The 24,249-nt window shown below is 56.5% G+C and carries 22 protein-coding genes and 2 pseudogenes; 14 read left to right on the top strand and 10 right to left on the bottom strand.

The window, feature by feature from the left end; all coding sequences use genetic code 11:
* Positions 1–272 (top strand): annotated as a pseudogene (locus DSL70_RS19180) (hypothetical protein); the annotation flags it as partial.
* A 94-nt stretch (positions 273–366) separates the two neighbouring features.
* Here DSL70_RS19180 and DSL70_RS19175 read toward each other — a convergent pair.
* Positions 367–1,507 (bottom strand): annotated as a pseudogene (locus tag DSL70_RS19175) (IS3 family transposase).
* A 284-nt stretch (positions 1,508–1,791) separates the two neighbouring features.
* Here DSL70_RS19175 and DSL70_RS19170 point away from each other — a divergent pair.
* From DSL70_RS19170 to DSL70_RS19160, 3 genes are all read left to right on the top strand, one after another.
* On the top strand, positions 1,792–2,571 hold the full coding sequence (locus tag DSL70_RS19170) for a hypothetical protein (RefSeq protein ID WP_162916913.1): 780 nt from the start codon (positions 1,792–1,794) through the stop codon (positions 2,569–2,571).
* 156 nt (positions 2,572–2,727) lie between these two features.
* Positions 2,728–3,561, top strand: coding sequence for an S-formylglutathione hydrolase (gene fghA, locus DSL70_RS19165; protein ID WP_119309598.1), 834 nt, complete (start codon positions 2,728–2,730; stop codon positions 3,559–3,561).
* 345 nt (positions 3,562–3,906) lie between these two features.
* Positions 3,907–5,160, top strand: coding sequence for a uracil-xanthine permease family protein (locus DSL70_RS19160; RefSeq protein WP_119309574.1), 1,254 nt, complete (start codon positions 3,907–3,909; stop codon positions 5,158–5,160).
* A gap of 86 nt (positions 5,161–5,246) precedes the next feature.
* Here the strand turns inward: DSL70_RS19160 and DSL70_RS19155 are convergent, their stop codons facing one another.
* Positions 5,247–6,170, bottom strand: a complete 924-nt coding sequence (locus DSL70_RS19155; RefSeq protein WP_119309573.1) for a LysR family transcriptional regulator — start codon at positions 6,168–6,170, stop codon at positions 5,247–5,249.
* A gap of 112 nt (positions 6,171–6,282) precedes the next feature.
* Here DSL70_RS19155 and DSL70_RS22785 point away from each other — a divergent pair, with 112 nt between their 5' ends.
* Positions 6,283–6,417 (top strand): hypothetical protein, encoded by a 135-nt coding sequence (locus DSL70_RS22785; protein WP_280955362.1) that lies wholly within the window; start codon positions 6,283–6,285, stop codon positions 6,415–6,417.
* A 145-nt stretch (positions 6,418–6,562) separates the two neighbouring features.
* Here the strand turns inward: DSL70_RS22785 and DSL70_RS19150 are convergent, their stop codons facing one another.
* On the bottom strand, positions 6,563–7,741 hold the full coding sequence (locus DSL70_RS19150) for a pyridoxal phosphate-dependent aminotransferase (protein ID WP_119309572.1): 1,179 nt from the start codon (positions 7,739–7,741) through the stop codon (positions 6,563–6,565).
* A 153-nt stretch (positions 7,742–7,894) separates the two neighbouring features.
* Between DSL70_RS19150 and DSL70_RS19145 the strand changes: the two genes are divergently transcribed.
* From DSL70_RS19145 to DSL70_RS19130, 4 genes are all read left to right on the top strand, one after another.
* Positions 7,895–8,680, top strand: coding sequence for a creatininase family protein (locus DSL70_RS19145; RefSeq protein WP_205563354.1), 786 nt, complete (start codon positions 7,895–7,897; stop codon positions 8,678–8,680).
* A gap of 71 nt (positions 8,681–8,751) precedes the next feature.
* A complete protein-coding gene (locus DSL70_RS19140; RefSeq protein ID WP_119309571.1) occupies positions 8,752–11,007 on the top strand; it encodes a heavy metal translocating P-type ATPase in 2,256 nt (751 codons plus the stop codon).
* Between the two features lie 154 nt (positions 11,008–11,161).
* Positions 11,162–11,884 (top strand): DUF1007 family protein, encoded by a 723-nt coding sequence (locus tag DSL70_RS19135; RefSeq protein ID WP_119309570.1) that lies wholly within the window; start codon positions 11,162–11,164, stop codon positions 11,882–11,884.
* Positions 11,875–12,999: a nickel/cobalt transporter gene (locus DSL70_RS19130; protein ID WP_205563345.1), complete on the top strand. Its 1,125-nt coding sequence runs from the start codon at positions 11,875–11,877 to the stop codon at positions 12,997–12,999. Before DSL70_RS19135 ends, DSL70_RS19130 begins: the two co-directional genes overlap by 10 nt.
* Positions 13,000–13,041: 42 nt before the next feature.
* Here the strand turns inward: DSL70_RS19130 and DSL70_RS19125 are convergent, their stop codons facing one another.
* On the bottom strand, positions 13,042–13,704 hold the full coding sequence (locus DSL70_RS19125; protein WP_119309569.1) for a response regulator transcription factor: 663 nt from the start codon (positions 13,702–13,704) through the stop codon (positions 13,042–13,044).
* 121 nt (positions 13,705–13,825) lie between these two features.
* Entirely contained in the window at positions 13,826–15,175 is a 1,350-nt protein-coding gene (locus DSL70_RS19120; protein ID WP_162916912.1) for a cache domain-containing protein, read from the bottom strand.
* Between the two features lie 226 nt (positions 15,176–15,401).
* Here DSL70_RS19120 and DSL70_RS19115 point away from each other — a divergent pair, with 226 nt between their 5' ends.
* From DSL70_RS19115 to DSL70_RS19105, 3 genes are all read left to right on the top strand, one after another.
* Positions 15,402–16,490, top strand: a complete 1,089-nt coding sequence (locus DSL70_RS19115) for a TRAP transporter substrate-binding protein (RefSeq protein WP_119309567.1) — start codon at positions 15,402–15,404, stop codon at positions 16,488–16,490.
* Between the two features lie 242 nt (positions 16,491–16,732).
* Entirely contained in the window at positions 16,733–17,269 is a 537-nt protein-coding gene (locus DSL70_RS19110; RefSeq protein ID WP_119309566.1) for a TRAP transporter small permease subunit, read from the top strand.
* On the top strand, positions 17,269–18,855 hold the full coding sequence (locus DSL70_RS19105; RefSeq protein ID WP_119309565.1) for a TRAP transporter large permease: 1,587 nt from the start codon (positions 17,269–17,271) through the stop codon (positions 18,853–18,855). The genes DSL70_RS19110 and DSL70_RS19105 overlap by 1 nt, the downstream gene beginning before the upstream one ends.
* 82 nt (positions 18,856–18,937) lie before the next feature.
* Here DSL70_RS19105 and arsH read toward each other — a convergent pair whose 3' ends face one another.
* From arsH to DSL70_RS19085, 4 genes are read right to left on the bottom strand one after another with little or no spacing between them, the layout of a single operon-like run.
* Positions 18,938–19,687, bottom strand: coding sequence for an arsenical resistance protein ArsH (arsH, locus tag DSL70_RS19100; RefSeq protein WP_119309564.1), 750 nt, complete (start codon positions 19,685–19,687; stop codon positions 18,938–18,940).
* A 5-nt stretch (positions 19,688–19,692) separates the two neighbouring features.
* Positions 19,693–20,103 (bottom strand): arsenate reductase (glutaredoxin), encoded by a 411-nt coding sequence (gene arsC, locus DSL70_RS19095; RefSeq protein ID WP_119309563.1) that lies wholly within the window; start codon positions 20,101–20,103, stop codon positions 19,693–19,695.
* A 22-nt stretch (positions 20,104–20,125) separates the two neighbouring features.
* The gene (locus DSL70_RS19090) at positions 20,126–20,476 is read right to left on the bottom strand and encodes an ArsR/SmtB family transcription factor (protein WP_119309562.1); all 351 of its coding nucleotides are present in this window, start codon (positions 20,474–20,476) and stop codon (positions 20,126–20,128) included.
* Positions 20,477–20,536: 60 nt separating this feature from the next.
* The gene (locus DSL70_RS19085) at positions 20,537–21,199 is read right to left on the bottom strand and encodes a PleD family two-component system response regulator (protein WP_162916911.1); all 663 of its coding nucleotides are present in this window, start codon (positions 21,197–21,199) and stop codon (positions 20,537–20,539) included.
* A 341-nt stretch (positions 21,200–21,540) separates the two neighbouring features.
* Here DSL70_RS19085 and DSL70_RS19080 point away from each other — a divergent pair, with 341 nt between their 5' ends.
* The gene (locus DSL70_RS19080; RefSeq protein ID WP_245418289.1) at positions 21,541–22,506 is read left to right on the top strand and encodes an SPFH domain-containing protein; all 966 of its coding nucleotides are present in this window, start codon (positions 21,541–21,543) and stop codon (positions 22,504–22,506) included.
* Positions 22,507–22,560: 54 nt separating this feature from the next.
* Positions 22,561–23,013, top strand: coding sequence for an NfeD family protein (locus DSL70_RS19075; protein WP_245418286.1), 453 nt, complete (start codon positions 22,561–22,563; stop codon positions 23,011–23,013).
* Positions 23,014–23,093: 80 nt separating this feature from the next.
* Here the strand turns inward: DSL70_RS19075 and dmeF are convergent, their stop codons facing one another.
* The gene (gene dmeF / locus DSL70_RS19070) at positions 23,094–24,173 is read right to left on the bottom strand and encodes a CDF family Co(II)/Ni(II) efflux transporter DmeF (RefSeq protein ID WP_119309558.1); all 1,080 of its coding nucleotides are present in this window, start codon (positions 24,171–24,173) and stop codon (positions 23,094–23,096) included.
* Positions 24,174–24,249 lie beyond the last annotated feature (76 nt).

Here is a 24,249-nt window from a genome sequence, read left to right as displayed (position 1 = left end):
CCAATATTGCTCTCATGATTATCAGAAGATCTTGCGTCTACACGGCATCAGGCCATCCCCTCTCAGCGATGCTGGCATCGCCTGCCGGGCAATGCATGAACGGAAAGGGCAATTGTCATGATAATGCGGCGGTAGAGACATTCTTCAAGACCATCAAGGCCAAACGGATCTGGAGGCAAAGCTGGCAATTAAGGAGGCAAGCTGAAGCGCCAAATTTTGAGCATATCAATGGTTTTTACCATCCGCGAAGAAAACACTCAGCTCTCGGCTGAAAAAGCCCCTTGGCTTTCGAGAGAAAAGCAGCCTAAATGAGTACACGTACCGGAACCGTGACAGGTCCTGACGTACTCCCCTTTATGTACCCGTTTAAAAGTTAGCTCTGTTCCAGTTTTGATCCCGTCTGGATCTGGTTGCAAACTCGATTGGGGTTAGTCCATCAAGGGCTGTATGGGGTCTGTTGGTGTTGTAGTCAATTCTTCAATCAGTCTTTTGGCCGCTGGCAAATTGGTAAAGAGGTGCTCGTTGAGGCATTCATCACGCAGTTGCCCATTGAAGCTTTCAACAAACCCATTCTGCATCATTGCACGGCAGGCAAGCGAAGCGCCGCCGAGAGTGGGTTTCCCTGGTGCGATATGGTGCCATTCCACCTTACGCTCCTCCTGCCATTTTAGGATCGCATTCGAAGTCAGTTCAGTGCCATTATCGCTGACTACCATGCATGGATAACCTCGCCGCTCAGCGATGGCATCAAGCTCTCTAGCAACACGAAGGCCCGATAGGCTCGTATCAACAACGGATGCCAGACACTTTCGGCTGAAGTCATCAATGACATTGAGGATTCTGAACCGCCTTCCGTCAACAAGGCTGTCCGAGACGAAGTCCAAGCTCCAGCGTTGATTGCGCTCTTGAGGGATGGCCATGGGCGCCCTGGTTCCCAAAGCACACTTTCGCCCACCTCTCTTGCGCACAGTCAGTTTTTCTTCCTTGTAGAGCCGATACAGCTTCTTCCAGTTGACCTGCCAGCCTTACCGCTTAAGCAGGATATGCAGGCGCCTGTAACCAAAACGACTTCGCTCGGACGATAGCTCGACAAGCCTCTTACGAAGTCGCTCATTGTCATCTCGCTTTGATTGGTAGCGGTAAACGCGGGGAGAGATCCCCACCAGCTCACACGCCTTGCGTTGGCAACAATTTTTGTATGTCATGGCCCAGTCCAAAGCACGTCGTCGGGAACCGGGCTTCTGAAGTTTTTTCCGAGCATCTCTTTGAGAGTGGCAACATCAAGCATCTGCTCGGCCAGCAACTTCTTCAGCCGCTTGTTCTCTTCCTCGAGAGTTTTCAAACGGCGGGCTTCAGACACTTCCATGCCGCCATACTTGGATCGCCACTTGTAGAAAGTTGCATCACTGACACCATGCTTGCGACACAGATCTGCCGCGGTCAGGCCCGCTTGGTGTTCCTTCAAAATACCGATGATCTGCTCTTCGCTAAATCGACTTCTCTTCATTGTCTATCTCCTCGTTGGGAAACAGACTAACCAAAAATCGACGACATTTCAGGGGAGCACGTCAGTCCATTAGCTGCTGGAGGGATTATGATTGCTTGGTTTCAGGTCTGTTGAAGAACAGACTCTATTTTTAAGAGTTTATGCGCTACCATGGCCGCATTAGGTGTGTTCAATCAAAGAGACCCAAACGGAGCATTGCAAAACAGCCAAAAGGGGAAGAGACTTTGGCCAAGGCAATCAGGGTGATCCATGGATCATCCCTTCGTTCGCAAGAGGGAGAAGATATGAGTTTGAATTTTGTAAAAAAGTCCGCACGCATGGCGCGCTTGTTGTCAGCCGCCCTGCTGTTTCCCGTTGTCTTCTCCGGGCCGGTTCTTGCGGCGAGTGACACTCCGTTTTTCACAGGTGTATGGGAGTTGAAGACCGACCAAGGGCTCAAGCCACTCGTTATGAGTGACTGGCTGATCTTTGACGGAAAATTGCCGAACACCTGGCTTTATATGACAAAGGGGTCGGTGCCCGGTCAGCAATATCGGTTCATGGCGCGCAATGTCGGCGTCAATGGTGTCTCTGCGGCGTTGGTGGATGTGGTGCGTGTTGATGACCTCCACATGAATTATCGCGTCAGCGCCAAGGGTGCCATTATCGAGCAGGGCGAGGCAACGCGCCTCAGTGTTCCGAATGCCAATGATTCCTGTTTGGCGGTGGATACCGAATTGAAGGATCTCATGGGCAGCTGGACCATGGTTGCCGACAAGAAGAAGGTTTCGCTGAGTGAGACCGAATTGAATGTTGATGGGCAGAAGCAGCCGGTGGAATTGCGGCCAATCCGGACCGGTCAGGTCGGTGTTGTGTCCAATGGAGCCCCTTATGCGCTGTTTACTGATGCTGGTGGCGATTATGCAGTGTTGCAGCTGCTACCAGTAGGCACCGCGTCCTTCGCGGGTGGGCCAATCGGACAGCCGGTCACCTTCGCTCAGGAAATCGTCGTTCGGCGCAACGGCGGGCGGTGTGATGCAGCCATCGCCGGTCGTCTTAAGCTCATGGGCAAGACAAAGAAGTAGTTCGTCAGTTACAAAGTGCGTTTCACTGCCGTGATCCCCATGCGTCTCGTTGTTTGATGGTGTGCCCTTTTCCACGTCATCAAATCGACAGGCGCAGGGGTTATTGTGCCTGTTTTCAGGGACTTCCTTCACCAGCGCTGCAAAGGACTGATTGCCATGAAACTTGTTTCTACAGCCAAGGCTTTCGGAGGAGAGCAAAGGGTCTATCGCCACGCCTCCAAGGCGACGGGGACCGAGATGGAGTTTGCCGTCTTCCTGCCAAGGGAGGCGCTGGAGGGCTTCTTTTGCCCGACACTCTTCTATCTCTCCGGTCTGACCTGTAGCTGGGAAGAGGTCACCATGCAGGGGCTGCCACAGATGCATGCCGCCAAGCATGGTCTGATCTTTGTGGCGCCGGATACCAGTCCGCGCGGGGATGCTGTTCCTGATGTCGCGTCCTATGATCTGGGACAGGCCGCCAGCTTCTACCTCAATGCAACGCAAAAGCCGTGGTCTGATCATTATCGGATGGAAGACTATCTGACGGCCGAGTTGCCCAAACTGCTGATCGATGCTCTCCCGGTGGATGAAGATGGCTTTGGCATTACCGGTCATTCGATGGGGGGGCATGGTGCCCTGACGCTGGCCATGCGTCACCCGACACTGTTCCATTCCGTGTCGGCCTTTGCTCCAATCACCAATCCGGTGCTGTGCAGCTGGGGGCGGCAGGCGTTTGCCGCCTATCTTGGCGACAACGAGGCGCTTTGGGAAGCCCATGACGCCTGTGCTCTGGTGGCTTCTGCCGGTTGGGAGGGAGGTATCCTGATTGATCAGGGCTTGTCAGACGAATATCTGGAAGATCAGTTGAAGCCATGGGCTTTCGAGAAGGCTTGCAGAGCCTCCGGGATTGATCTCACGATGCGACTGCATGGCGGCTACGATCACTATTATCACTTCGTTGCCAGCTTCATGGCCGATCACATCAAGTGGCATGCGGAGCGGCTTGAGTAGACGGCGTTTTTCATCGGACTTGTTTCCGTTTGCGTCGCAATCGGGTCGGAACCCTGTGATTCTATCGGGAAAAATACGCAAATTTGCGCGGGTTATCCTCAAGCCCGTGTGAATTCATCATGTTTTGTTAATTTTTTCCCCCTTTTCGCACAGAATCAGGCACATGTGATTTTCGATCCAAATATCCTGATTTCAACATGGACCAGCTGCAAACTCTGGCTGGATCAATGGCGGCTGGTCGACCGTATGCAACAAGGCTCGGGCCTTGTAAAAGAGGCATGCGGGTAGAAAGGGCCGTTTTCAGGCATCAACAGCCTAAAACTGACGGCTCTGTGGGAGATAACAATGTCCGAAGAGTCTACTTCGGTTGGCGAACCGGCCCGCGAGGGATTGGGTCGTCAAGTGCTGTTGGGTGCGCAAATGCTGTTCGTGGCATTCGGCTCCCTCGTTCTGGTTCCGATTCTCACTGGCTTGAGTTCTTCTGTCGCCCTGTTTACGGCGGGTGCGGGAACCCTGCTGTTCCAATTGGTCACGAAGCGCTCTGTTCCGGTCTTTCTGGCATCCTCCTTTGCCTTCATCGCGCCGATCATCTACGGCTCGAAGCAATGGGGTATTCCGGCGACCATGTCCGGGTTGTTTGCTGCGGGGCTGGTGTATGTGGCTTTGTCCTTCCTTGTGCGTTGGAAGGGACAGAAGATCATCGATCGGGTGCTGCCGCCGGTTGTCATCGGCCCGGTCATCATGGTTATCGGTCTGTCTCTGGCGCCGGTTGCGCTCAACATGGCGCAAGGCAAGACGAGCGATGGCTCCGTTCAGCTGGTGCCGTTTGATCAGGCTGTCATCATTGCGCTGGTCTCTGTCGGTGTGACCGTCATGGTAACGCTTCTGGGCAAGGGCATGTTCAAGCTGGTGCCGATCCTGTTCGGGATCGTGTCCGGCTATATCGTCAGTGTGCTGTTCGGCGTGGTCGATTTCTCGGCCATCTCGGCAGCGCCAGTGGTTGCTGTGCCGCCGTTCGTGTTTCCGGAGTTCAATCTGGAAGCGATCCTGTTCATTCTGCCGGTTGCCATTGCGCCTGCGATTGAGCATATCGGCGATATTGCCGCCATTTCCGGCGTTGCGAAGAAGGATTTCTTTGCCAAGCCGGGCCTCAAGAACACTCTGCTTGGCGATGGTCTTGCCACCAGCCTTGCCGCTCTGTTTGGCGGGCCTCCCAACACCACCTATTCGGAAGTGACGGGTGCTGTTGCGCTGACCAAGGCCTTCAATCCGGTCATCATGACCTTTGCGGCCATCTGGGCGGTTGTCCTGTCCTTCTCGGGTACGCTCGGGGCTGTGCTATCGACCATTCCGGTTCCGGTCATGGGCGGTATCGAAGTGATCCTGTTTGGTGCCATTGCCGTAGTCGGTGTTTCCACCCTGCTCAAGGTTGGCGATGCTTTGACGGATGCCCGTAATCTGATCATTGCCTCTGTGGTGCTGGTGATCGGTATCGGCGGTCTGGAAGTGGGCATCGGCGGCTTCGCCATCAAGGGCATCGGTCTCTGCGCCATTGTCGCTGTGGTCCTCAACCTGATCCTGCCGCAGCAGAGGCACTGAGCCGGACGGTAGAGAGACTGCCTGACTGCAACACGATCAAGGGGCCGCATCCAGGGATGCGGCCCTATTTGTTTTTCGGCGTCACTTCAGTCCGCCGGAAGCCTGCAGTCGAAATATCGGGCCAGTGTCTCGCTGACCAGAGCCTGCAATCGGTCCTTGACATGGCGCTTGACCGGGTGGGCTCTGAGGTCCGGGTGATAGATGAGCCAGGCTTCCTGCGGGTGGAAGACCTCCTCGCTCAGTTCGATGAACCCCTCCTCATGGCCTATCCAGGCGGGGAGGAGGCCGATCGCGTTGCCACGGGCGATCATGTCTATGAGCCCTTCCTGCTGGTTGGCGATGAAGCGCGGCGACTTGCCGTCAAGGATCGAGGCGATGACCTTGTGGGAGCTCGAATGCGGGCGGGTGTGGCCAAAGCCGACCCAGTCCTGCTGCGGCCAGCTTGCCGGATCGAAGGCGTCCGGGTGCTGATTGCAATATTGTTCAGAGCCAAAGATCCGATAGGTGAGATAGCCGAGCTTGACCGAAATGAGATTGCCCTGCTTGGGCACCCGGTTGCGGATGGCCAGATCGGCTTCCAGACGGGAAATGCTGAGATACTCATCCTGTGACAGGAAGGTGAAATTGATCGGGGGAGCGCCTCGTTCCTGTTCGCTCACCGGAGCCAGCCTGTCGATGTTGCGGGACGCAAGGCGCAGGGACCATGGCCGCACCTCGATGGTCAGCCGCACCGATTCCCGAACCGGATTGGCGGCCTTGGCGCGGCGCTGGACATCGGCGGCCGACAGGGCCATGTGGTTGGCTGCCTCCAGCAGTTGCTCGCCAGCCTCGGTCAACTCGAAACCGGACTGGTTGTGATCAAACAGCCGCAGCCCGAGGCTTTCCTCAAGGCGGGAGATGTGCCGCCCCACGGTCGGCTGGGAGAGGCCGAGGTCAGCAGCCGCTGCGCTCAGGGTTCCCGTCTTGGCGACGCGCAGAAAGGAACGGATGGCATTCCAGTCAAAATCCATCTTGCTTACCTTTCTTATTCATTTTTGAATAACAGGATAGGATATTATCGGATTATTTTTACGGTGCAAGGGTGTAGAAATGCTGCTGTTCCACCAAAGACAGGAGGTTTTCATGCTTGTTTGGATTGGCACGAAGCTCGGGCTTCACTGGTTTGAAAAGGTCCGCCCCGCTGATGAGACATGGAAAGCAGATCGTCTGCCCAGTTGCGAAAACCTGCGCGATCTCATTCGGGGGCTCTATTTCTGATCCAGACGTGAGACGTCCTTTGCTGACCGGGCCATGAATTCACTGTGATGGCCTGATCACTTCAAAATAACTCAGGATATATCTTCTGGCCAAATCGGCAATGCGCGCTGGCGCTCCGGTTTGGCCAGATCTGTTTTCAAGCCCCTTATGGGCGATTGCTTTCAAGGAAATCGCCCATGCGCTCGACGGCCTTCAGAATATTCTCAAGGCTGTTGGCATAGGACAGCCGGATATAGCCTTCGCCATAGACACCGAAATCCGGGCCGCCGATGGTGGCGACGCCAGCCTCTTCCAGAAGCCGCGAGGAAAGCTCCTTGGCCTTGAAACCTGTCCGGGACACGTTGGGGAAAGCGTAGAAGGCGCCCTTCGGCATGACGCAGGAGACATTGGGCAGTTTGTTGAGGGCGACGACGACGGCTTTGCGGCGGGTGTCAAACTCGGCCATCATCGCGTGGGCAGCGTCCTGCGGGCCGGTAATGGCGGCAATCCCGGCGAATTGGGTGGCCGAGTTGACACAGGAATAGGAATTGACCGCCAGCTTGCGGACATGGTCATAGAGGCTTTTCGGCCAGACCGAGAAGCCAAGGCGCCAGCCGGTCATGGCATAGGTCTTGGACCAGCCGTTCAACAGGATCAGCCTGTCTTCCAGTTCCGGATAGGAGGTAAGGCTCTGGTGCTCAAGACCATCGAAGGTCATGCGCGAATAGATCTCGTCGGACATGATGGCGACATCGGGAAAGTTGGCCAGTCCCTTGACCAGCTTGTCGATCTCGCTTTTGGGCGTAACGCCACCGGTCGGGTTGGACGGGCTGTTGACGATGATGAGGCGCGTGTCCCTGGTGATCAGCGACAGCAATTCATCGGCCGAGAAGGCAAAGCCGTTTTTCTCGCGCAGTGGCACCGGAACCGGGCGGGCACCGGTGAATTCGATCATCGAGCGGTAGATGGGAAAGCCCGGATCGGGATAGAGGATATCGACGCCGGGTTTGCCGAATAGCGTGATGGCCATATACATGGTGACCTTGCCGCCGGGCATGATCATGATGCGGTCTGGCGAGATGGTCGCACCGTGCCGCGCCTTGAGGTCAGCAGCGACTACCTCTCTCAATTGAGGGATACCCACTGCCGAGGTGTAGCCATGCTCTCCGGCTTTCAGCGCGGCGATGGCGGCTTCGACAATATGGTCCGGTGTCTTGAAATCCGGCTGTCCGATGCCGAGGTTGATGATATCCTTGCCTTCGCTGGCCAACTGGTTGGCGCGGGCGAGCACGGCAAAGGCGTTTTCGTCGCCAAGGCGGAGGAAATTGTCGACGGGGTGGAGCATGGGTCTCTCCCTGAGGCTGATTTGCTTTCTCTTTGGCATTACGATAGGGGTTGTGTTCGAGGTCGTAAAGTCCGTTGAGACACTGGCATTTGCCGTTTCAAACAGGTAACTTGACGAGCTAGCGATTATGGCTGTTGGCCGGGAGTGTTCAGAATGATCAAGGCTGTCTGGAGCGAGATGGGGCGGGACGATTTCGCCGATCCAAGGCTTGCCGATGCCGTTGCGGTGCTTCCCATTGCTGCGGTCGAGCAGCATGGGCCGCATCTGCCCACCGGAACAGATGCCTTTCTGGCCGAGGGCTATATCGAGGCGGTTCTCAGGCAGAAGCCGGAGGATCTGCCGATCCTCTTTCTCCCCGTGCAACAGGTCGGCTGGTCGGAAGAGCATCTCGATGGCTCCGGCACCCTGACGTCGAACTGGCAGCACCTTCTGCCGCTCTGGATCGACATCTGCCTGTCAGTGAAGCGCAGCGGCATCCGGCGGCTCATCATCATCAACAGCCACGGCGGCAATGTTCCCCTGATGGACATTCTCATGCAGGACCTCAGGGTGCATCACGGCATGATTGCCTCTGCCACCAACTGGTTGCGGCTCGGATATCCCGAAGGCCTGTTTGAGGCCGACGAAATCGCCTATGGCATCCACGGTGGCGACGTCGAGACCTCGATGATGCTGGCGTTGCGGCCTGATCTGGTGAGGATGGACAAGGCTGCCAGCTTTGCATCGCATCAGAAGGACATGGTCGAAAGCAATGTTCACCTGCGCTACTATGGCCGCAAGCCGATGGGCTGGATGGCGACGGACCTCAATGACGAAGGCGTTGTCGGGGCTGCGTCGGGTGCCAATGCACAGAAGGGGCGGCAGTTGATTGACCATATCGCAGAGCAGTTCATCGTCTATGCCCGCGAAGTTGCAAAAGTTGTTCTTCCTGCCTCTTGACCTTCCAGTTGCTGGAAGCCTTATATTTTTCTTGACTTTGGAACTCCTATTAAACACCGGTCAAGATCATCATGTCTGAAACAGCTCTTTCTTCTCCTGGCGGCGCCACGGGCGCGGCTTCCGATTCCGCCCAATCCGTCTTTGTCTTTGATGTCAGCGGTATGCATTGTGCAGCCTGTTCGGCACGCGTTGAGCGTGTTCTGAACGCCAAGCCCGGCGTTGCGGCTCAGGTCAATCTGGCGCTGGAGCGAGCGGATGTGACCGTCAGTGGCGGACAGAGCGCCGATGACATCAAGGCAATGATCGAGAAGACCGGATTTGGAGCCAGCCTGCGGCAGGGGAGCCTCTCCGAGCGGCAGGCTCAGGCCGAGCGGGTGGATGAGGACCGAGCAGAGGAAGAGCGGCATTCCTTCTATCTGTTCCTGTTTTCCGCTGTTCTGACGGTGCCTCTGGTTGCGCCGATGATCACCCACTGGTTCGGCTTTGGCTGGCACATGCCACCTCTGATCCAACTGGCACTGGCGGCCGTGGTGCAGGTGATCGTCGGGGCCCGCTTCTATCGCGGTGCGGCCAAGGCTCTGGCTGGCGGTGCGGCCAACATGGACGTGCTCGTTGCCATGGGCACCAGCGCGGCCTTTCTGTTCTCTCTCTATCAGGTCATCGCCTTGGGCTCCGCTTCGGTCGGGCATCTCTATTTTGAAGCCTCTGCGGCCATTCTGACGCTGATCGTTTTTGGCAAGTGGCTTGAGGGTCGGGCGCGGCGCAGCGCCGCCGATGCTCTCCGGGCGCTGATGGGCTTGCGCCCGCGGGAAGCCCGCCTTGTTGCCGATGGTGGAACCGGTGACCGGATGGTGCCGATCGAGGAGGTCAAGGCCGGAGACCGGGTGCGGGTGCTGCCCGGTGAGGTAGTGCCTGTTGACGGGACGATCCTTGAAGGCCGCAGCGAATTTGATGAAGCCTTGCTGTCTGGCGAAAGCGAACCGGTGCTGCGCGAGGCTGGCGACAAGGTGATCTCCGGCGCGGTCAATGGCGCCGGGTCGGTGGTGCTCGACGTGGTTGCGATGGGTGACGACACTGTTCTTGCCCGGATTATCCGTCTTGTCGATCAGGCCCAGACGGGCAAGGCCAAGATGCAGAATCTGGCAGACCGGATCTCGGCGGTGTTCGTTCCGGTGGTCATCGGTCTGGCGTTGCTGACCTTTGTGGCCTGGCTGGCCCTTGGCGGAAACTTTGAGGCGGCCGTTGTCGCTGCGGTTTCCGTTCTGGTGATTGCCTGCCCGTGTGCCCTTGGCCTGGCGACGCCGACGGCTTTGGTGGCCGGAACCGGCGCGGCGGCAAAAAGCGGTGTGCTGATCCGTGACATCGACGTGCTCGAAGTTGCGGGCAAGGTTACCCATGTGGTGTTTGACAAGACAGGCACCCTGACCGAAGGTAAGCCGAGCCTTGTCAGCCTGCATCAGGTTGAGAGTGCCATGACGGAGGCCGATTTGGTCGGCGCGGTTGCTGCTGTTCAGTCAGGCAGTGAACATCCGCTGGCGAAAGCCTGTGTTGATGCCGCCAGGGAACGGGGCGCGTCCATTCCTGCAGCGCAAGGCGTTACTGCTCATGTGGGCGAGGGCGTCGAGGGCACTGTCGACGGTGCCGCGATGCTCATCGGGACGCGGGCCTTTCTTGAGCGCCACGGGGTGGATCTATCCTCCGCCGGTGATGCTTTCCAGATGATGGAACAGGAAGGACTTTCGGTTTCCGCTGTTGCCAGGGGTGGACAGTTGATGGCGCTGCTCGGCTTCCGCGACGAAGTGCGGGCCGAATCCAAAGCTGCGGTCGCAAGCCTCAAGGCGCGCGGTCTGAAGACGATCCTGCTCTCCGGCGATGCACCTGAAACCGTGCGTCGGGTGGGAGAAATCCTGGGCCTTGATGAAGCCCGGGGTGGGGTTTCGCCCAAGGACAAGCTCGATATGCTCACCGAATTGCAGGGGCAGGGGCATGTCGTTGCCATGGTCGGCGACGGGCTCAACGATGCCCCGGCGTTGGCGCAGGCCGATGTGGGCATTGCCATGGGGTCTGGCACCGATGTAGCCATCGGCGCGGCTGCGATCACCCTTATGCGCATTGACGTGGGGCTGGTCGGGTCGGCATTCGATATCGCCCGGCACACCTATTCCAAGATCTGGCAGAATCTGTTCTGGGCCTTTTTCTACAATGTGATCGGCATCCCGCTGGCGGCGTTCGGGTTGCTCAATCCGGCCATGGCTGGTGCGGCGATGGCCTTCAGCTCGGTGTCGGTGGTCAGCAACGCGCTGTTGCTGCGGCGCTGGAAAGCCTGACGTACATTGTTTTCCAGCCTGAGGGCTGTATGAGAAATTTGAGGGCCTTGCTCCGTTTTGTGTGGGGCAGGGCCCTCAATGTCTTTTGATTGATCAATTTGTCATCTTCCGGCCTCACTCGCTTTCTACTAGGGTGTGAAGCTCGAAGCTGACGGTGCAGGCGGACGCTCTGGCACCGGTCATCCAACTGTTGATCGATGAGGACGCCATCATGCCTTTCCGTTCCATGATAATGCCCGCCATTTTCCTTCTGGCCAGTGGTGCCTATTCATCCGCGCAGGCACATCCGCATGTCTGGGTTTCGGTTCAGAGCGAGCTGGTGATGGATGGCCAGAAGGTCAAGGAAATCAACCATCACTGGACCTTCGATGAAGCCTTCAGTGCCTTTGCCAGTCAGGGGCTCGACGAAAATGACGATGGCAAGCTGTCGCGCGAAGAGCTGCAGCCGCTGGCGCAGGTGAATGTCGAATCTCTGGCTGAATTCGACTATTTTTCCGATCTCTATGAGAAGGGCATGCCACACACAAATGGCACTGTCTTTGGCGAGCCTTACAATTATTGGCTGACGCTTGAGGGCGACAAGCTCGTGCTGCATTTCACCTTGCCGGTGGTTGGTGAGGTCGACACCCACAAGGAAGCGGTGTTGGATGTTTATGATCCCACCTTCTTTGTCGATTTCTCCTTTGCCGACAAGGACCCGGCCAAACTGGTCAATGCTCCGGCCAATTGTCAGGCCCATGTCGAGCGGCCCAAGGGGCTGGATGATGACGTGGCCAGCCAGCTGGCTGCCATTCCTGCCGACCAGCGCGAGATTCCCTCGGATCTGATGCAGTTCACGGTGGCCATGGCCAATCAGGTGTTTCTCAAATGCAATTGACTTTCGGTGCGTTGACGGGCGCAGGCGAAGGGAGCCGTTGTCGCGGACGACCTGCTGTGAGCGTCGTTGTCATTGCCTTGTTGGCGCTCTTCATGTGGTCGGCCGACAGCTCGATCGCGCATGCCACGCCGTCGCCGTTTGGCGTGGCGCTGCCCGATACCACCGGGCCGATGGCCACGGGTGGGCTTTGGGGTGACATCCAGCACTGGATTCTGGCGCGCCAGTCCGAATTCTACATGGCGCTCAAGGACTCGGTGAAGCTCGTGCGCACCAGCCAACCGGCCCTGTTTCTGCTGTTGGGGCTGTCGATGGCCTATGGTTTGTTCCATGCCGCCGGGCCGGGGCACGGCAAGGTCATTCTGACAACCTATCTGTTTGCCAGTGGGGCATCTGCGCGCAAGGGGGCTTTCCTTGCGTTGCTGGCCGCGATGGTTCAGGCGACGGTTGCTGTGCTGCTGATCGGCATTGCCGCTGTGTTGCTCAATCTCACTTCGATGGTCATTACGCAGACCGCGCAACTGCTCGAACTGGCTTCCTATGCGATGTTCGTGGTCCTTGGCGGTTGGCTTCTCTGGCGAGCGCTCAAGGCGTTTCAGCGCGAGTGGCGGCGGGCCGGGGGCGGTTTTGAGGTGCCCAGCCATCATGCCCACGAACATCATGTCCACCACCATCATGACCATGGCCACCACCATCATGATCACGACCATCACGACCATCCTGACCATGAGCATGACGAAGCCTGTGGCTGCAGTCATGAGCATACAGCTTCGCTGGAAACCATCGAAAGCGCAAGAGGCTTTCGGGGCATGGCGCTGGCGGTGATCTCAATGGGGTTGCGCCCCTGTTCGGGAGCCTTGATCGTTCTGGTCTTTGCCCTGTCGCAGAAGGTTTTCTGGGCGGGGGTGCTGTCTGCCTATGCCATGGGGCTTGGCACTGGTTTGACTGTCGCAGCTCTGGCGCTGGTTGCCGTCTATGCGCGGTCCTTCTCGCAGGCGCTGGTGTCGCGTGGCCTGTCCGGGCGTGCCATTGGCTGGTTCGGCGCGGTGGTGCTGTTGCTTGCCGGTCTGGTCGTGCTTTCCTTTGGCGGCGTGCTGCTGCTTGCCAATCTTATCTGATCCGGCGGCTTTCCGATGGGGCTCGCCCTTTTTCGTGAGGGACTAGGGCATCAGGTTGGAGGATCCGGTCTTGTCGACCAGTCCAAGTTCCATGGCGATGTGGGTCAATTGAGCCGCATTGCCGCCGCCAAGCTTCTCTCGCATTCTCTGCCGGTGGCTTTCTACCGTTCTGACGCCAATGCCGAGTTCAGCAGCGATTTCCTTGTTGGCCTTGCCCAATGCAATGCCCTTGAGAACATCGATTTCGCGGTCCGTCAGATTGAACGGATTGGCAGGTTTGCTGCTGGCTGGCTTGAGGGCGTCGACAGAAATATTCTTGGAGAAATAATAGCCGCCCTCGGCAATCGTGTGGATGGCGCTGATCATGTCCGCCGCGCCGATATCCTTGAGCAGGAAGCCAGCTGCCCCCACCTTGACAGCAGCGCGGACATATTCCGGATTGTCATGCATCGACAGGAACAGAATGCGGCTGGCGGGGGCGAGCGTGCGGATCTGTTCGGCAGCTTCCAGCCCGTTACAGTTGGGCATGGAGATATCGAGGATCATAATGTGCGGTTGCAGGGTTCGCGCCATTTCGATTGCTTCAAACCCGTCCTCGGCTTCAGCAACGATTTCAAGATCTTCTTCCAGCTCAAGACGCGCACGGATGCCGTCTCTTACCAGAGCATGATCATCGGCGATAACAATTCGAGTTGTTTCTTTCATTGTTCTTACGCTGTTGAGAGATGCTGCTTGTTCGAGGGCCGAATCCAAACGGCCTTGCGATCGCGGGAGAATAGTGGTGATTTGCAACGATTGGAAGCGACCCGGAATCTATTTTGTCCCGCTATGTCCATTTAAGGTTTATATTCTCCGACTGAGGTATCTTAATCGATAATTTCAAACCTCCCAACTCTCCTTTTTCAAAAGTAAGCGTACCGCCGTGACTTTCGACACGTTCGAACATGTTCCTGAGGCCCAGACCGGACTCTGTTGTCAAGCCGCCTGCCTCGCGGGTGCCGACGCCATTGTCGGCGATGCTCAGGTGTATGGACTTTGGGCCGTTGGGGGGCTCGCAGATTTTCAGCTCGATCTGGACGAGGCTGGCGGAGGCATGGCGGCTGACATTGGTCAGCGCTTCCTGCACCACCCGGAACAGGGCGATTTTGGCTGATTCCGAGAGCAGGTGATCAACCCGCATGGTTGATACCTCTGTCCTGATGGTGGTGCTGTCCTGAAAGTCCTGTCCCAGCTCCCGCACCGCTTCGCTAAGGCCGATATTGGCAAGGGCTGAGGGGTGAAGTGCCTTCGAGAGGCGACGTACATCGGCAATGGACGTGTCGAGGATCGAGAGGCTTTTGCGCAGCAGGGGTTCTGCGACCTCTGGCTTGGCGATCTGGTCAATGGCCAGTTCCAGCCGATGACGGATGCTGACCAACAGCTGGTTGATGCCATCGTGGAGGTCGTTGGAGACGCGCTTTCTTTCCTCTTCCTGTACGTCGATGATGCGCTGGGTGAGGGCCTTTAACTTCTGGTCGGCCAGTTTGTGCTCATTGAAATGCAGGGCAGCAACCGACAGGGCAGTGATGCCGATGACCACCAGCGAGATCATCAGGAATGTCAGCTCGGTGTGACGCGTGATGGTGCGCATGTCTTTCTCAAAAGAACCGATCTGCTTCTGGATATCGTCGATGTAGGTGCCTGTCCCGATCATCCAGCTCCACTGTGGCAGAAAGGTTGCGTAGCCCAGTTTGAGGGTATCCTGCCCGGTTGAAGGCTTGGGCCATTTGAAGGTGTAGAAGCCTCCGCCTTCGATGGCTCTCTTCATCAGTTCCTGAACGAAGAAATGACCCTGTTCGTCCTTTCGGTACCAGAGGTTCTTGCCCTTGAGTTCCGGGCTGGGCGCACTGACGAGATTGGTGCCTGCGCGGTCATAGGCATAGAAGTAGCCATCCTGGCCGTAGGTGAGATTGTTGAGGATCTGCTGTACCGCTTGCTGAGCCTCTGCGGTGCTTCTGCCCGGATGGTCAAATTCGTGGCTGATGGCCGTCATGGCGAGGGAAATATAGTTTTTCAGCTCCTCTCTTCTGGCTGTGAGGATGCGTGTTTCTACGAGCTGAATTTCCTTCGTAATGAGACGATTTGCCTCAATATGGATCATCCAGCCTGTCAGGCCCGAGACCAAAATGATGGGCAAGATAGCAATCAGCAAAATTTTGAGCTTAAATGATAATTTTCCGTTGGCATGTGGGCTGTTTTGTGGTTGTTTCTTGCTCATGTTCCGACCCCGGACTGTTGTCTTGCATAGTGATACAGTATCTGGCTATCCGATGCTACAGCCGCTCGTTTTCGTTTATTCATATTCGAACAAAATTGGCCAAGCAGTCTGAAAAATTAGAAAACAGCTCAAGGAGGAATCCTCTATGGATCGTCGCGATTTCTTGAAAAAAGCCAGCCTCGCGTCTGGCGCCGCAGCAGCAAGCACTCTTGCTGCCCCTGCTTACGCTCAGGGCAAACGTACTTTGAAGATGGTTACCAGCTGGCCGAAAAACTTTCCTGGTCTTGGCACTGGCGCCCAGCGCCTGGCTGACAATCTGACCGCAATGACCGATGGTCGTCTGACCGTGAAGGTTTACAGCGCCGGTGAACTGGTGCCTGCCTTTGAAGCCTATGATGCCGTGATGACGGGGACTGCAGACCTGTACCATGCTTCCGAATATAACTTCGTTGGCAAAAGCAAGTCTCTCGCCTTCTTTACCACCGTGCCGATGGGCATGACCGCTACCGAATTCGACGCCTGGATCCATCATCAGGGCGGACAGGAACTGTGGGACGAACTGGCAGCCAAATTCAATGTCAAATCCTTCCCGGCTGGCAACACGGGCGCCCAGATGGGTGGCTGGTTCAACAAGGAAATCAATACGCTTGATGATATCAAGGGTCTGAAAATGCGTATCCCTGGCATGGGCGGTGAAGTGCTGCGTCGTCTTGGTGCGTCTGCCGTATCCCTGCCGGGTGGCGAAATCTTCCAGGCTCTGCAGTCCGGCGCGATCGACGCGACCGAATTCGTCGGTCCATGGAACGATCTGGCACTTGGCTTCTACAAGACCACCAAATTCTACTACTATCCAGGCTTCCATGAGCCAAGCGGTGGCATTTCCTGTGGCGTCAACCTTGATGTCTACAACAGCTTCTCCAAAGCTGACCAGGCCATCCTGAGAACCGCCTGCATCGCAGAAAACAATATCCTGTCTTCCGAATACAACGCTCGCAACGGTGCTGCGCTTGACCAGCTGGTCAACAAGCATGGCGTTGTGCTGCGGAAATTCCCGGACGAGGTTTTTGTTGCAATCGGCAAGGTCTGCGAAGAAGTCGTTGCAGAGTTCGGTGCAGAAGACGATCTGTCCAAACGCATCTATGAAAGCTATCTCGCTGCACGCAAGAATGTTGGCGACTGGATGCGCATTACCGAGCGTCCGTTCCTCGATGGTCGCGATCGCGTTCTTAGCTAAAATTTGCGAAATGCTTGTTCAGCTCTCCCCAATTCTGGGGAGAGCATCTTTATGCCTGAAATTTGTTCTGGTTTATGCCAGAAAATTCGGGCTCTTACACAAAAGGCAACCGCAGCCGGGTTGATGCGCTCAATCAGGTTGTGTAAGCCATCCAACAAAAGCCTCGACCATCCCGCGGCGAACAAAATGACTTGTTCGCCGATATCGTTGTTTCTGTTTCGGGTCGTGGCAGGAGTTACACAATGCGCGCTCTGGCTGACCTGATCGATCGGGTCAATGTTGCAACAGGCAAGGGTCTTGCCTGGTTCGCTCTTATCGTGGTTCTTATTCAGTTCGTTGTCGTGTTGATGCGCTACATCTTTGGTGTTGGCTCCATTTGGGCTCAGGAACTGATCGTTTACGTCCACGCATTCCTTTTCATGCAGGCGTCCGCCTTTACGCTTTCACGCGATGGCCATGTGCGCGTCGATATCTTCTATCGTGAAGTTCACCCGCGCACCAAGGCCAAGGTCAATATCTTCGGATCGATCGTTCTGCTCATTCCCGTGTGCGTGCTGCTGGTGTTCGTTTCCTGGGACTATGTTTACAACAGCTGGGCCATCCTTGAAGGCAGCGCCGAAACCTCCGGTATTCAGGCCCGCTTCCTGCTCAAGAGCGCCATCATAGTGTTCGCCATCCAGATGGCCCTTCAGGGCTTCGTGATGTTCGTCAGATCCTGGTGCGCCCTGCAGGGAGACGAAGTTGAATTGCAGCGCCTGCAGCAGATGGGAGAGAACTGATGGAAGCGATTGCGCATTCTCTTGACCTGCTGATGTTTGCGGTGGCCTGTGTCGTGCTCATGCTCGGCTTTCCGGTGGCCTTCAGCCTTGCCGGTGTTGCCCTGATCTTCGCCGTGATCGGCTGGTTCTTTGGTGCCTTTGAAATGTCGTTCCTGTCGGCTCTGCCGCAGCGCATTTTCGGCACCATGACCAATGAGACGCTGGTTGCCGTGCCGCTGTTTGTCTTCATGGGTGTTGTTCTCGAACGCTCAAAGGTGGCCGAGGAACTGCTTGACACCATGGGGCGCATGCTCGGATCGGTCAATGGCGGTCTCGGTATTGCCGTGTCCATTGTTGGTGCCCTTCTGGCGGCTTCCACCGGCATCGTCGGTGCGACGGTGGTTACCATGGGGCTTCTGTCCCTGCCCAGCATGCTCAAGCGCGGCTATTCGCCTGAACTGGCCTGTGGCTCGATTGCGGCGGCCGGTACATTGGGACAGATCATTCCGCCGTCCATCGTGCTCGTCATTCTGGGTGACCAGCTATCGAACGCCTACCAAAAGGCACAGCTGGACATGGGCATCTTCTCTCCGGATCCGATTTCGGTGGGCGACCTGTTCGCCGGTGCCCTGATTCCGGGCCTGATGCTCGTCGGCTTCTACATCATCTACCAGATCGTCATTGCAACGGTGAAACCAAGTGTTGCACCTTCCATTCCCGAGGATGAGCGTGAACCGGTTACCGTAACGGAAGTGTTCCATGCCCTGTTGCCGCCGCTTGTTCTGATCCTTGCCGTGCTCGGCTCCATTCTCGGTGGCGTTGCCACACCAACAGAAGCGGCTGCCGTTGGTGCCGTTGGTGCCATTCTATTGGCGGGTTATCGCCTTGATGAGTCTCACGGTCGGACCATTATTGCGGCAGCGATAGCGCTGGTCATTGCACTGATCCTCTCGGAATTCATGGATTTGCGCATTGCACGTGATGACATTCCGACGATCGACATGGCGGCGATCATTCTGGCTGCCATCTGTGTGGTCGTGCTGGGGCTGGGGATCCTCTCGGCTCTCATCCGTACCTATCGCAACGGCATTCTGCGCACGGTCATGGTTGGCACCACGGAAGTGACCACCATGGTGTTCCTCATCCTGATCGGCGCTTCGCTGTTCTCGCTGGTTTTCCGCGGGCTGGGTGGCGAAGAGATGATTCAGGAAGCCCTGTCCGGCATGCCGGGTGGTGCGATTGGTGCCATGCTTGCCGTCATGCTGCTGATGTTCTTCCTCGGCTTCTTCCTCGATTTCCTCGAAATCGTGTTTGTTGTCGTGCCGATGGTTGCTCCGGTGCTGTTGCAGATGGAAATGCCGAATGGCGAGACCATGAGCCCGATCTGGCTCGGTATCATGATGGCAGTGAACCTGCAGACATCGTTCCTGACACCACCGTTCGGTTTTGCGCTGTTCTATCTTCGTGGTGTGGCGCCGGCGTCGGTGCGCACCGGTCAGATTTATCGCGGGATCATTCCTTTTGTGTTCATCCAGATCTTCTCTCTGCTGATCCTCTGGTATTTCCCGGAACTGACCACCTGGTTGCCGCATCTGATCTATCGCTGATCGGCTGCAAGGAAATGAAAAGGCCCGCCAGACTTGTCCGGCGGGCCTTTTCATTTTGGACCTCTGGGCTGACCGTGTCGGCTCAGATCTTTTTGAGATTGACCCGATCAATGAGCTGTTGCCCAGTCTCCACGCGTTCCGAATAGCGGTCGACCAGATAGTCCGAGCGCCTGCGGGTCATCCAGGTGAATTTCATCAGCTCTTCGCAGACATCGATGATGCGGTCGTAATAGGGTGAAGGCTTGATCCGGTCGTCATCGCCGAATTCGGTGAAGGCCTTGGCGATTGAGGACTGGTTGGGGATGGTGATCATCCGCATCCAGCGCCCCAGAATGCGCATCTGGTTGACGGCGTTGAAGCTTTGGGAGCCACCTTCCACCTGCATCAGGGCAAGGGTTTTTCCCTGCGTCGGGCGGACGGCACCGAGCGACAGCGGAATCCAGTCGATCTGCGCCTTCATGATGCCGGTCATGGCACCGTGGCGTTCAGGTGATACCCAGACCATGCCTTCAGCCCAGGCCGACAGGTCTCTGAGTTCCTGAACCTTGGGATGGCTCGGGTCATCATCGTCGGGCAGGGGAAGACCCGACGGATCGAACAGGCGGCATTCCGCGCCAAAGGCGGTGAGAAGTCTTGCAGCTTCCAGCGCCACTAGGCGGGAAAAGGAGCGCTTGCGCAAGGAGCCATAGAGCAGGAGGATGCGCGGCGGGTGGCCATCATCTTCCGGGTGAGCAAGGCCTTGAACGTCAATCGGCAGGAAGGCGTCCGGATGGGCAAGATGGTCTGTTGCATTGAGCGCGATGCCGAAAGGCTTTGGGGTTTCTTCAGTCATGCCGCTCAGCTTTTCCCCGAAGAGGAGACGATCTCGCCATCTTCCTTCTGGAAGAAGCCGATGTCGACGGGCAACAGATCCATGACCTTCTCTGATGGGCGGCAAAGATTGGTGCCCTTGTCGCTGACCACGATGGGACGGTTGATCAGGATGGGGTGCTCCATCATCGCATTGATCAGTTCGTCATCGCTGAGTGCGGGATTGTCGAGCCCCAGTTCCTCGTAAGGGGTGCCATTCTTGCGCAGCAGTTCGCGCGCCGTGATCGGCATGGCCTTGATCAGTGCAACCAGCTCTTCCCTTGATGGCGGGGTCTTGAGATATTCGATGATGGTTGGTTCGATGCCAGCCTTCCTGATCATCTCGAGCGTGTTGCGCGAGGTTCCGCAGGCGGGGTTGTGATAGATCGTGATGGGCATGTCTTGGGCTCGCTATGGCTGCTTATGATTTGGGGATACATTCATTGGTGCAAAGGGCTGCTTGAAGAATTGGCGCGCATTGCTCGTCATCCCCGCCGCAACAATCGCGCAGCAGGAAGTTGATAAGGTCTGCGATGCCGTCCATGTCCGCAAAATAGCGAACCGCCCGACCTTCCCGTTCATTGCGGATGAGGCCGGCCCGCAACAGGATGTTGAGGTTGGTCGACATTGTGTTCTGTCTTATGCCGAGAAGCTGACCCATTTCGCCCGAAAGATGGCCTGTTTTGCCTGCCTTGATCAGCAGGCGGAAAACATCCAGTCGGGTTGGCTGGCTGAGGGCGGCGAATGCTGTGGTTGCGTCTGTTTTATCCATACATCATGAATATTTGATATATTTGGCGCTGTCAAGCGTTCCTGGCGATCTGAAATGAGGTCAGATGAGGAAGTGTTCGTCGTCCGATGTCTGGCCAGCGCTTTCATCCGGACGAGAGGCTTTTTGGCTCTTGCGCTGGAAAATGGCGTCATAGTCATCGAACATGTCGTTATAGATGTCGTCGCCCATGAAATCCTCCTGGCGCGCGCGAGACGGTGTGCTGGCGATGGTCATCAGGGAAACGGGGTCGAGCTCGGGACCAACCATGCGCGAGGACTGGCGCACCAGATTGTCCTCAAGGGTGCGTGCCATGAGGGCGCTTGCCTCCAGACTGTCGGGATCCATCATGGCGGTGATTCTGCGTGTGATGGCCGCAGTGGAGAAGGGCCGGGAAATGACCCAGTGGGCACCATTGGCGATGGCGCTGGTCACCCGGAACCGGGTTGCGTTTTCCATCAGGATGATGAGGCGGGTTGCCTCGGTCAAATAGGACTTGCTGATATCGGGGCGTCCTCGGAACAACTCGGAATAAGCTGCCGTGTCATAATCCAGGAAGAGGAAATTGGGGAAAGTGCGCTTGGCTTCATCGAGCCCGAACTCGAACTTGTCGAATTCGGCAACGCGACTGAAGCCGGATGTGCGCAGGATAGAGCGTAGCAGTTTTCGCTGGAACGTGTTCATATCCACGATCACAGCGGAAGCGTGCTCGATTGACGCTGGCATCTGATGTCCCCAAAGGTTCGTTCTGTGCAGACCCCCATCTGCACTCTCCGTATATTTATCAAGTGCAACTAAAAATCGGTAAACTTTGAAAGATCTACGAGAAATAAATTTCAAAGATGGAATGTGTTTTTGCAATAAATGATCCCTGTCTGGATTTTCAAGGCAGTTTGTCCAAGGCCAATTCTGTTGTCCGGGCTTGTTGAAAATGTACCAATGATAGCAACCTGGTGGCATGATACATATTCTTTCCTGTATCGCTTGTAATTCAGGCGTAAGATACGATCTGCTAAGAATGGATATATCGGGACGGCTTTTTTAGAATCGGAGACAACCCAATGGAAATCATGGGATTTGACATTTTTGTTATCGCCCTGGTGCTTTTGTTCATCCTCATTCTGCTTGCGGGGGTCAAAACCGTACCTCAGGGATACAATTTCACCGTCGAAAGGTTTGGCGCCTACAAGAGAACGCTGAAGCCGGGGCTTTCCCTGATCGTGCCGTTCATCGATCGCATCGGTGCCCGGATGAACATGATGGAGCAGGTGCTGGATGTTCCCAGTCAGGAAGTGATCACCCGTGACAACGCCAGCATCACATCCGATGGCGTTGCCTTCTATCAGGTGATGGATGCCGCAGATGCCGCCTACGAGGTTGCCAATCTGGAACTGGCGCTGCTCAATCTGACCATGACCAACATCCGTACCGTCATGGGGTCGATGGATCTGGACGAGCTATTATCCAATCGCGATGAAATCAACTCGCGCCTGTTGCATGTGGTCGATGCGGCCGCTTCCCCCTGGGGGGTCAAGATTTCCCGTATCGAGATCAAGGACATCAATCCGCCTCGGGATCTGGTGGAATCCATGGGCCGTCAGATGAAGGCCGAGCGTGAGAAACGGGCGTCCATTCTGGAGGCGGAAGGCGCTCGCCAGTCTGCCATTCTCAGGGCCGAGGGTGAAAAGCAGAGCAAGATTCTTCAGGCGGAAGGCGAGCGACAGGCTCAGTTTCTGGCTGCCGAGGCACGGGAACGGGTCGCCACGGCCGATGCGATGGCAACCGAAGTGGTTAGCAAGGCCATTGCCGAGGGGGACATTCAGGCGATCAACTATTTTGTCGCCAGTAAATATGTTGAAACCCTCGGTGAGGTTGTCAAGGCACCGAACCAGAAGGTGGTCATGCTGCCGATCGAAGCCACGTCCATTCTGGGCGCGTTGGGCGGTATCGGCGAGCTGAGCAAACAGGTGTTCGGCAAGGATGGCGGACAGTCTGCCCGGGCCGGGCGTGTGCCAACCATCAAGGATGAATAGTCCTTTCATGACAATGGTTTTGCCATCACGGTTTCAGCAAGCAAGGAGTGAGACATGATACAGCAATGGATGATGATGCTTGGTCCCTGGTTCTGGGTAATTCTGGGCGTTGCTCTGCTTGTTCTGGAAATCATCGCTCCGGGAACCATGTTCCTCTGGTTCGGGGTTGCCGCCCTTGTGGTCGGCGGCCTCTCCTTCTTCATCGCGTTCAGTTGGCAGAGCGCCCTTATCCTGTTCGCGATCCTGTCGTTGATCTCCGTGGTCATCGGCAGGATGATCATGAGCCGCACCGCCAAAAGCGGCACTGACAAGCCGATGCTCAACGAACGGGCCCAGTCGCTTGTCGGCATGGTCTGTCAGATTGATGAGCCGATTATCAATGGTCAGGGGCGTGTCAAGGTGCGCGACAGCTACTGGCGTGTCAGTGGGCCTGATTGTCCGGAAGGGACGCGGGTCAGGGTCGTCGGCGGTGAGGGCACAAGGCTCGACGTGGAATTGGCAGACTAGACGCCTCGCGTGATATTACCCCAAAACGAAAAATCCCCGCAGGCAAAGGCGTGCGGGGATTTTTTCTATAGTGTTTGGGGTCAGGCCGATGTTTTCTGCGGCGGGATGACCATGCAAGGCTCGCCCTTGCAGTGATTGACTTCGATGGTGATGTGGGCAAGCTCGTCGAGCGGTTCGAGCAGCGCCTTGTAGTGGTCCACATCGCGCGGGTAGTGGGTGACCAGCGACACGATGGTGCCATAGCGATTGTCGCCCAGATACCAGACATGAAGATCGGCCACCATATTGTCGGCATGCCCTTCTATGAGGGTTCTGATCTTGCCCGGCAGTGCCTTGTCTTCCACGCGATCCAGCAGGATGCCCCCCGTTTCCCTGAGCAGCAGGAATGACCAGTGGGCGATCAACACGGAGCCGACAAGCCCCATGAGCGCATCTGTCCATGTCCAGCCGAAGAATTTACCCAGCAGCAGTGCAGCGATCGCCAGAATCGAGGTGAGGGCGTCGGCCAGAACATGCAGATAGGCGCCCTTGAGGTTGCGGTCCTGCCCCTTGGCCTTCAGCGCTTCGTCATGGTGGTGATGGGCCGAGGCGTGATCATGGTGATCATGATCGTGGTCGTCATGATCGTGGCTGGGACCGTGGGCATGGTCGTGATGATGATCATCATGGTGATGGTGGGCGTGTCCGGGGCCGTGGTGATGATCGGCACCCAGCAGCCAGACGCTTGCCAGATTGACCAGCAGCCCCAGAAAGGCCACCAGCATCGCTTCATTGAAGGCGATGGCCTGCGGGTTGATCATGCGATCAATGGATTCATAGGCAACGAACAGGGCGACTATGCCCAGAAGAATTGCATTCGTATAGCCCCCGAGAATTTCGACCTTGCCCACCCCGAAGGTGAAGTGCTGATCTTGCGCATGCCTGCGGGCGTAGCGATAGGCGAAGACCGTCAGTCCTAGGGCTCCGGCGTGGGTGGCCATGTGCCAGCCATCGGCCAGAAGGGCCATGGAGTTGAAGAGAATGCCTGCTGAAATCTCCAGCAGCATCATGAAGAAGGTCAACAGGACGACAAAGAACACACGCTTTTCATTGGCGGTGCTGGCCTTGTCATCCAGGAACACATGGTTGTGCTGCCATTGGTCGAGATGATGAATATGCATGGTGCCGGATTGCCAGTCATTTCCAGATTATCGGTATCGGATAATATTTGTATCTAATACTCAGGATAAAAGCAAT

The organism is Cohaesibacter haloalkalitolerans, assembly GCF_003574655.1.
Taxonomy (GTDB): Bacteria; Pseudomonadota; Alphaproteobacteria; order Rhizobiales; family Cohaesibacteraceae; genus Cohaesibacter; species Cohaesibacter haloalkalitolerans.
The sequence above is the reverse complement of the archived record's forward strand: the minus strand, read 5'-3'. Positions and strand labels throughout refer to the sequence as shown.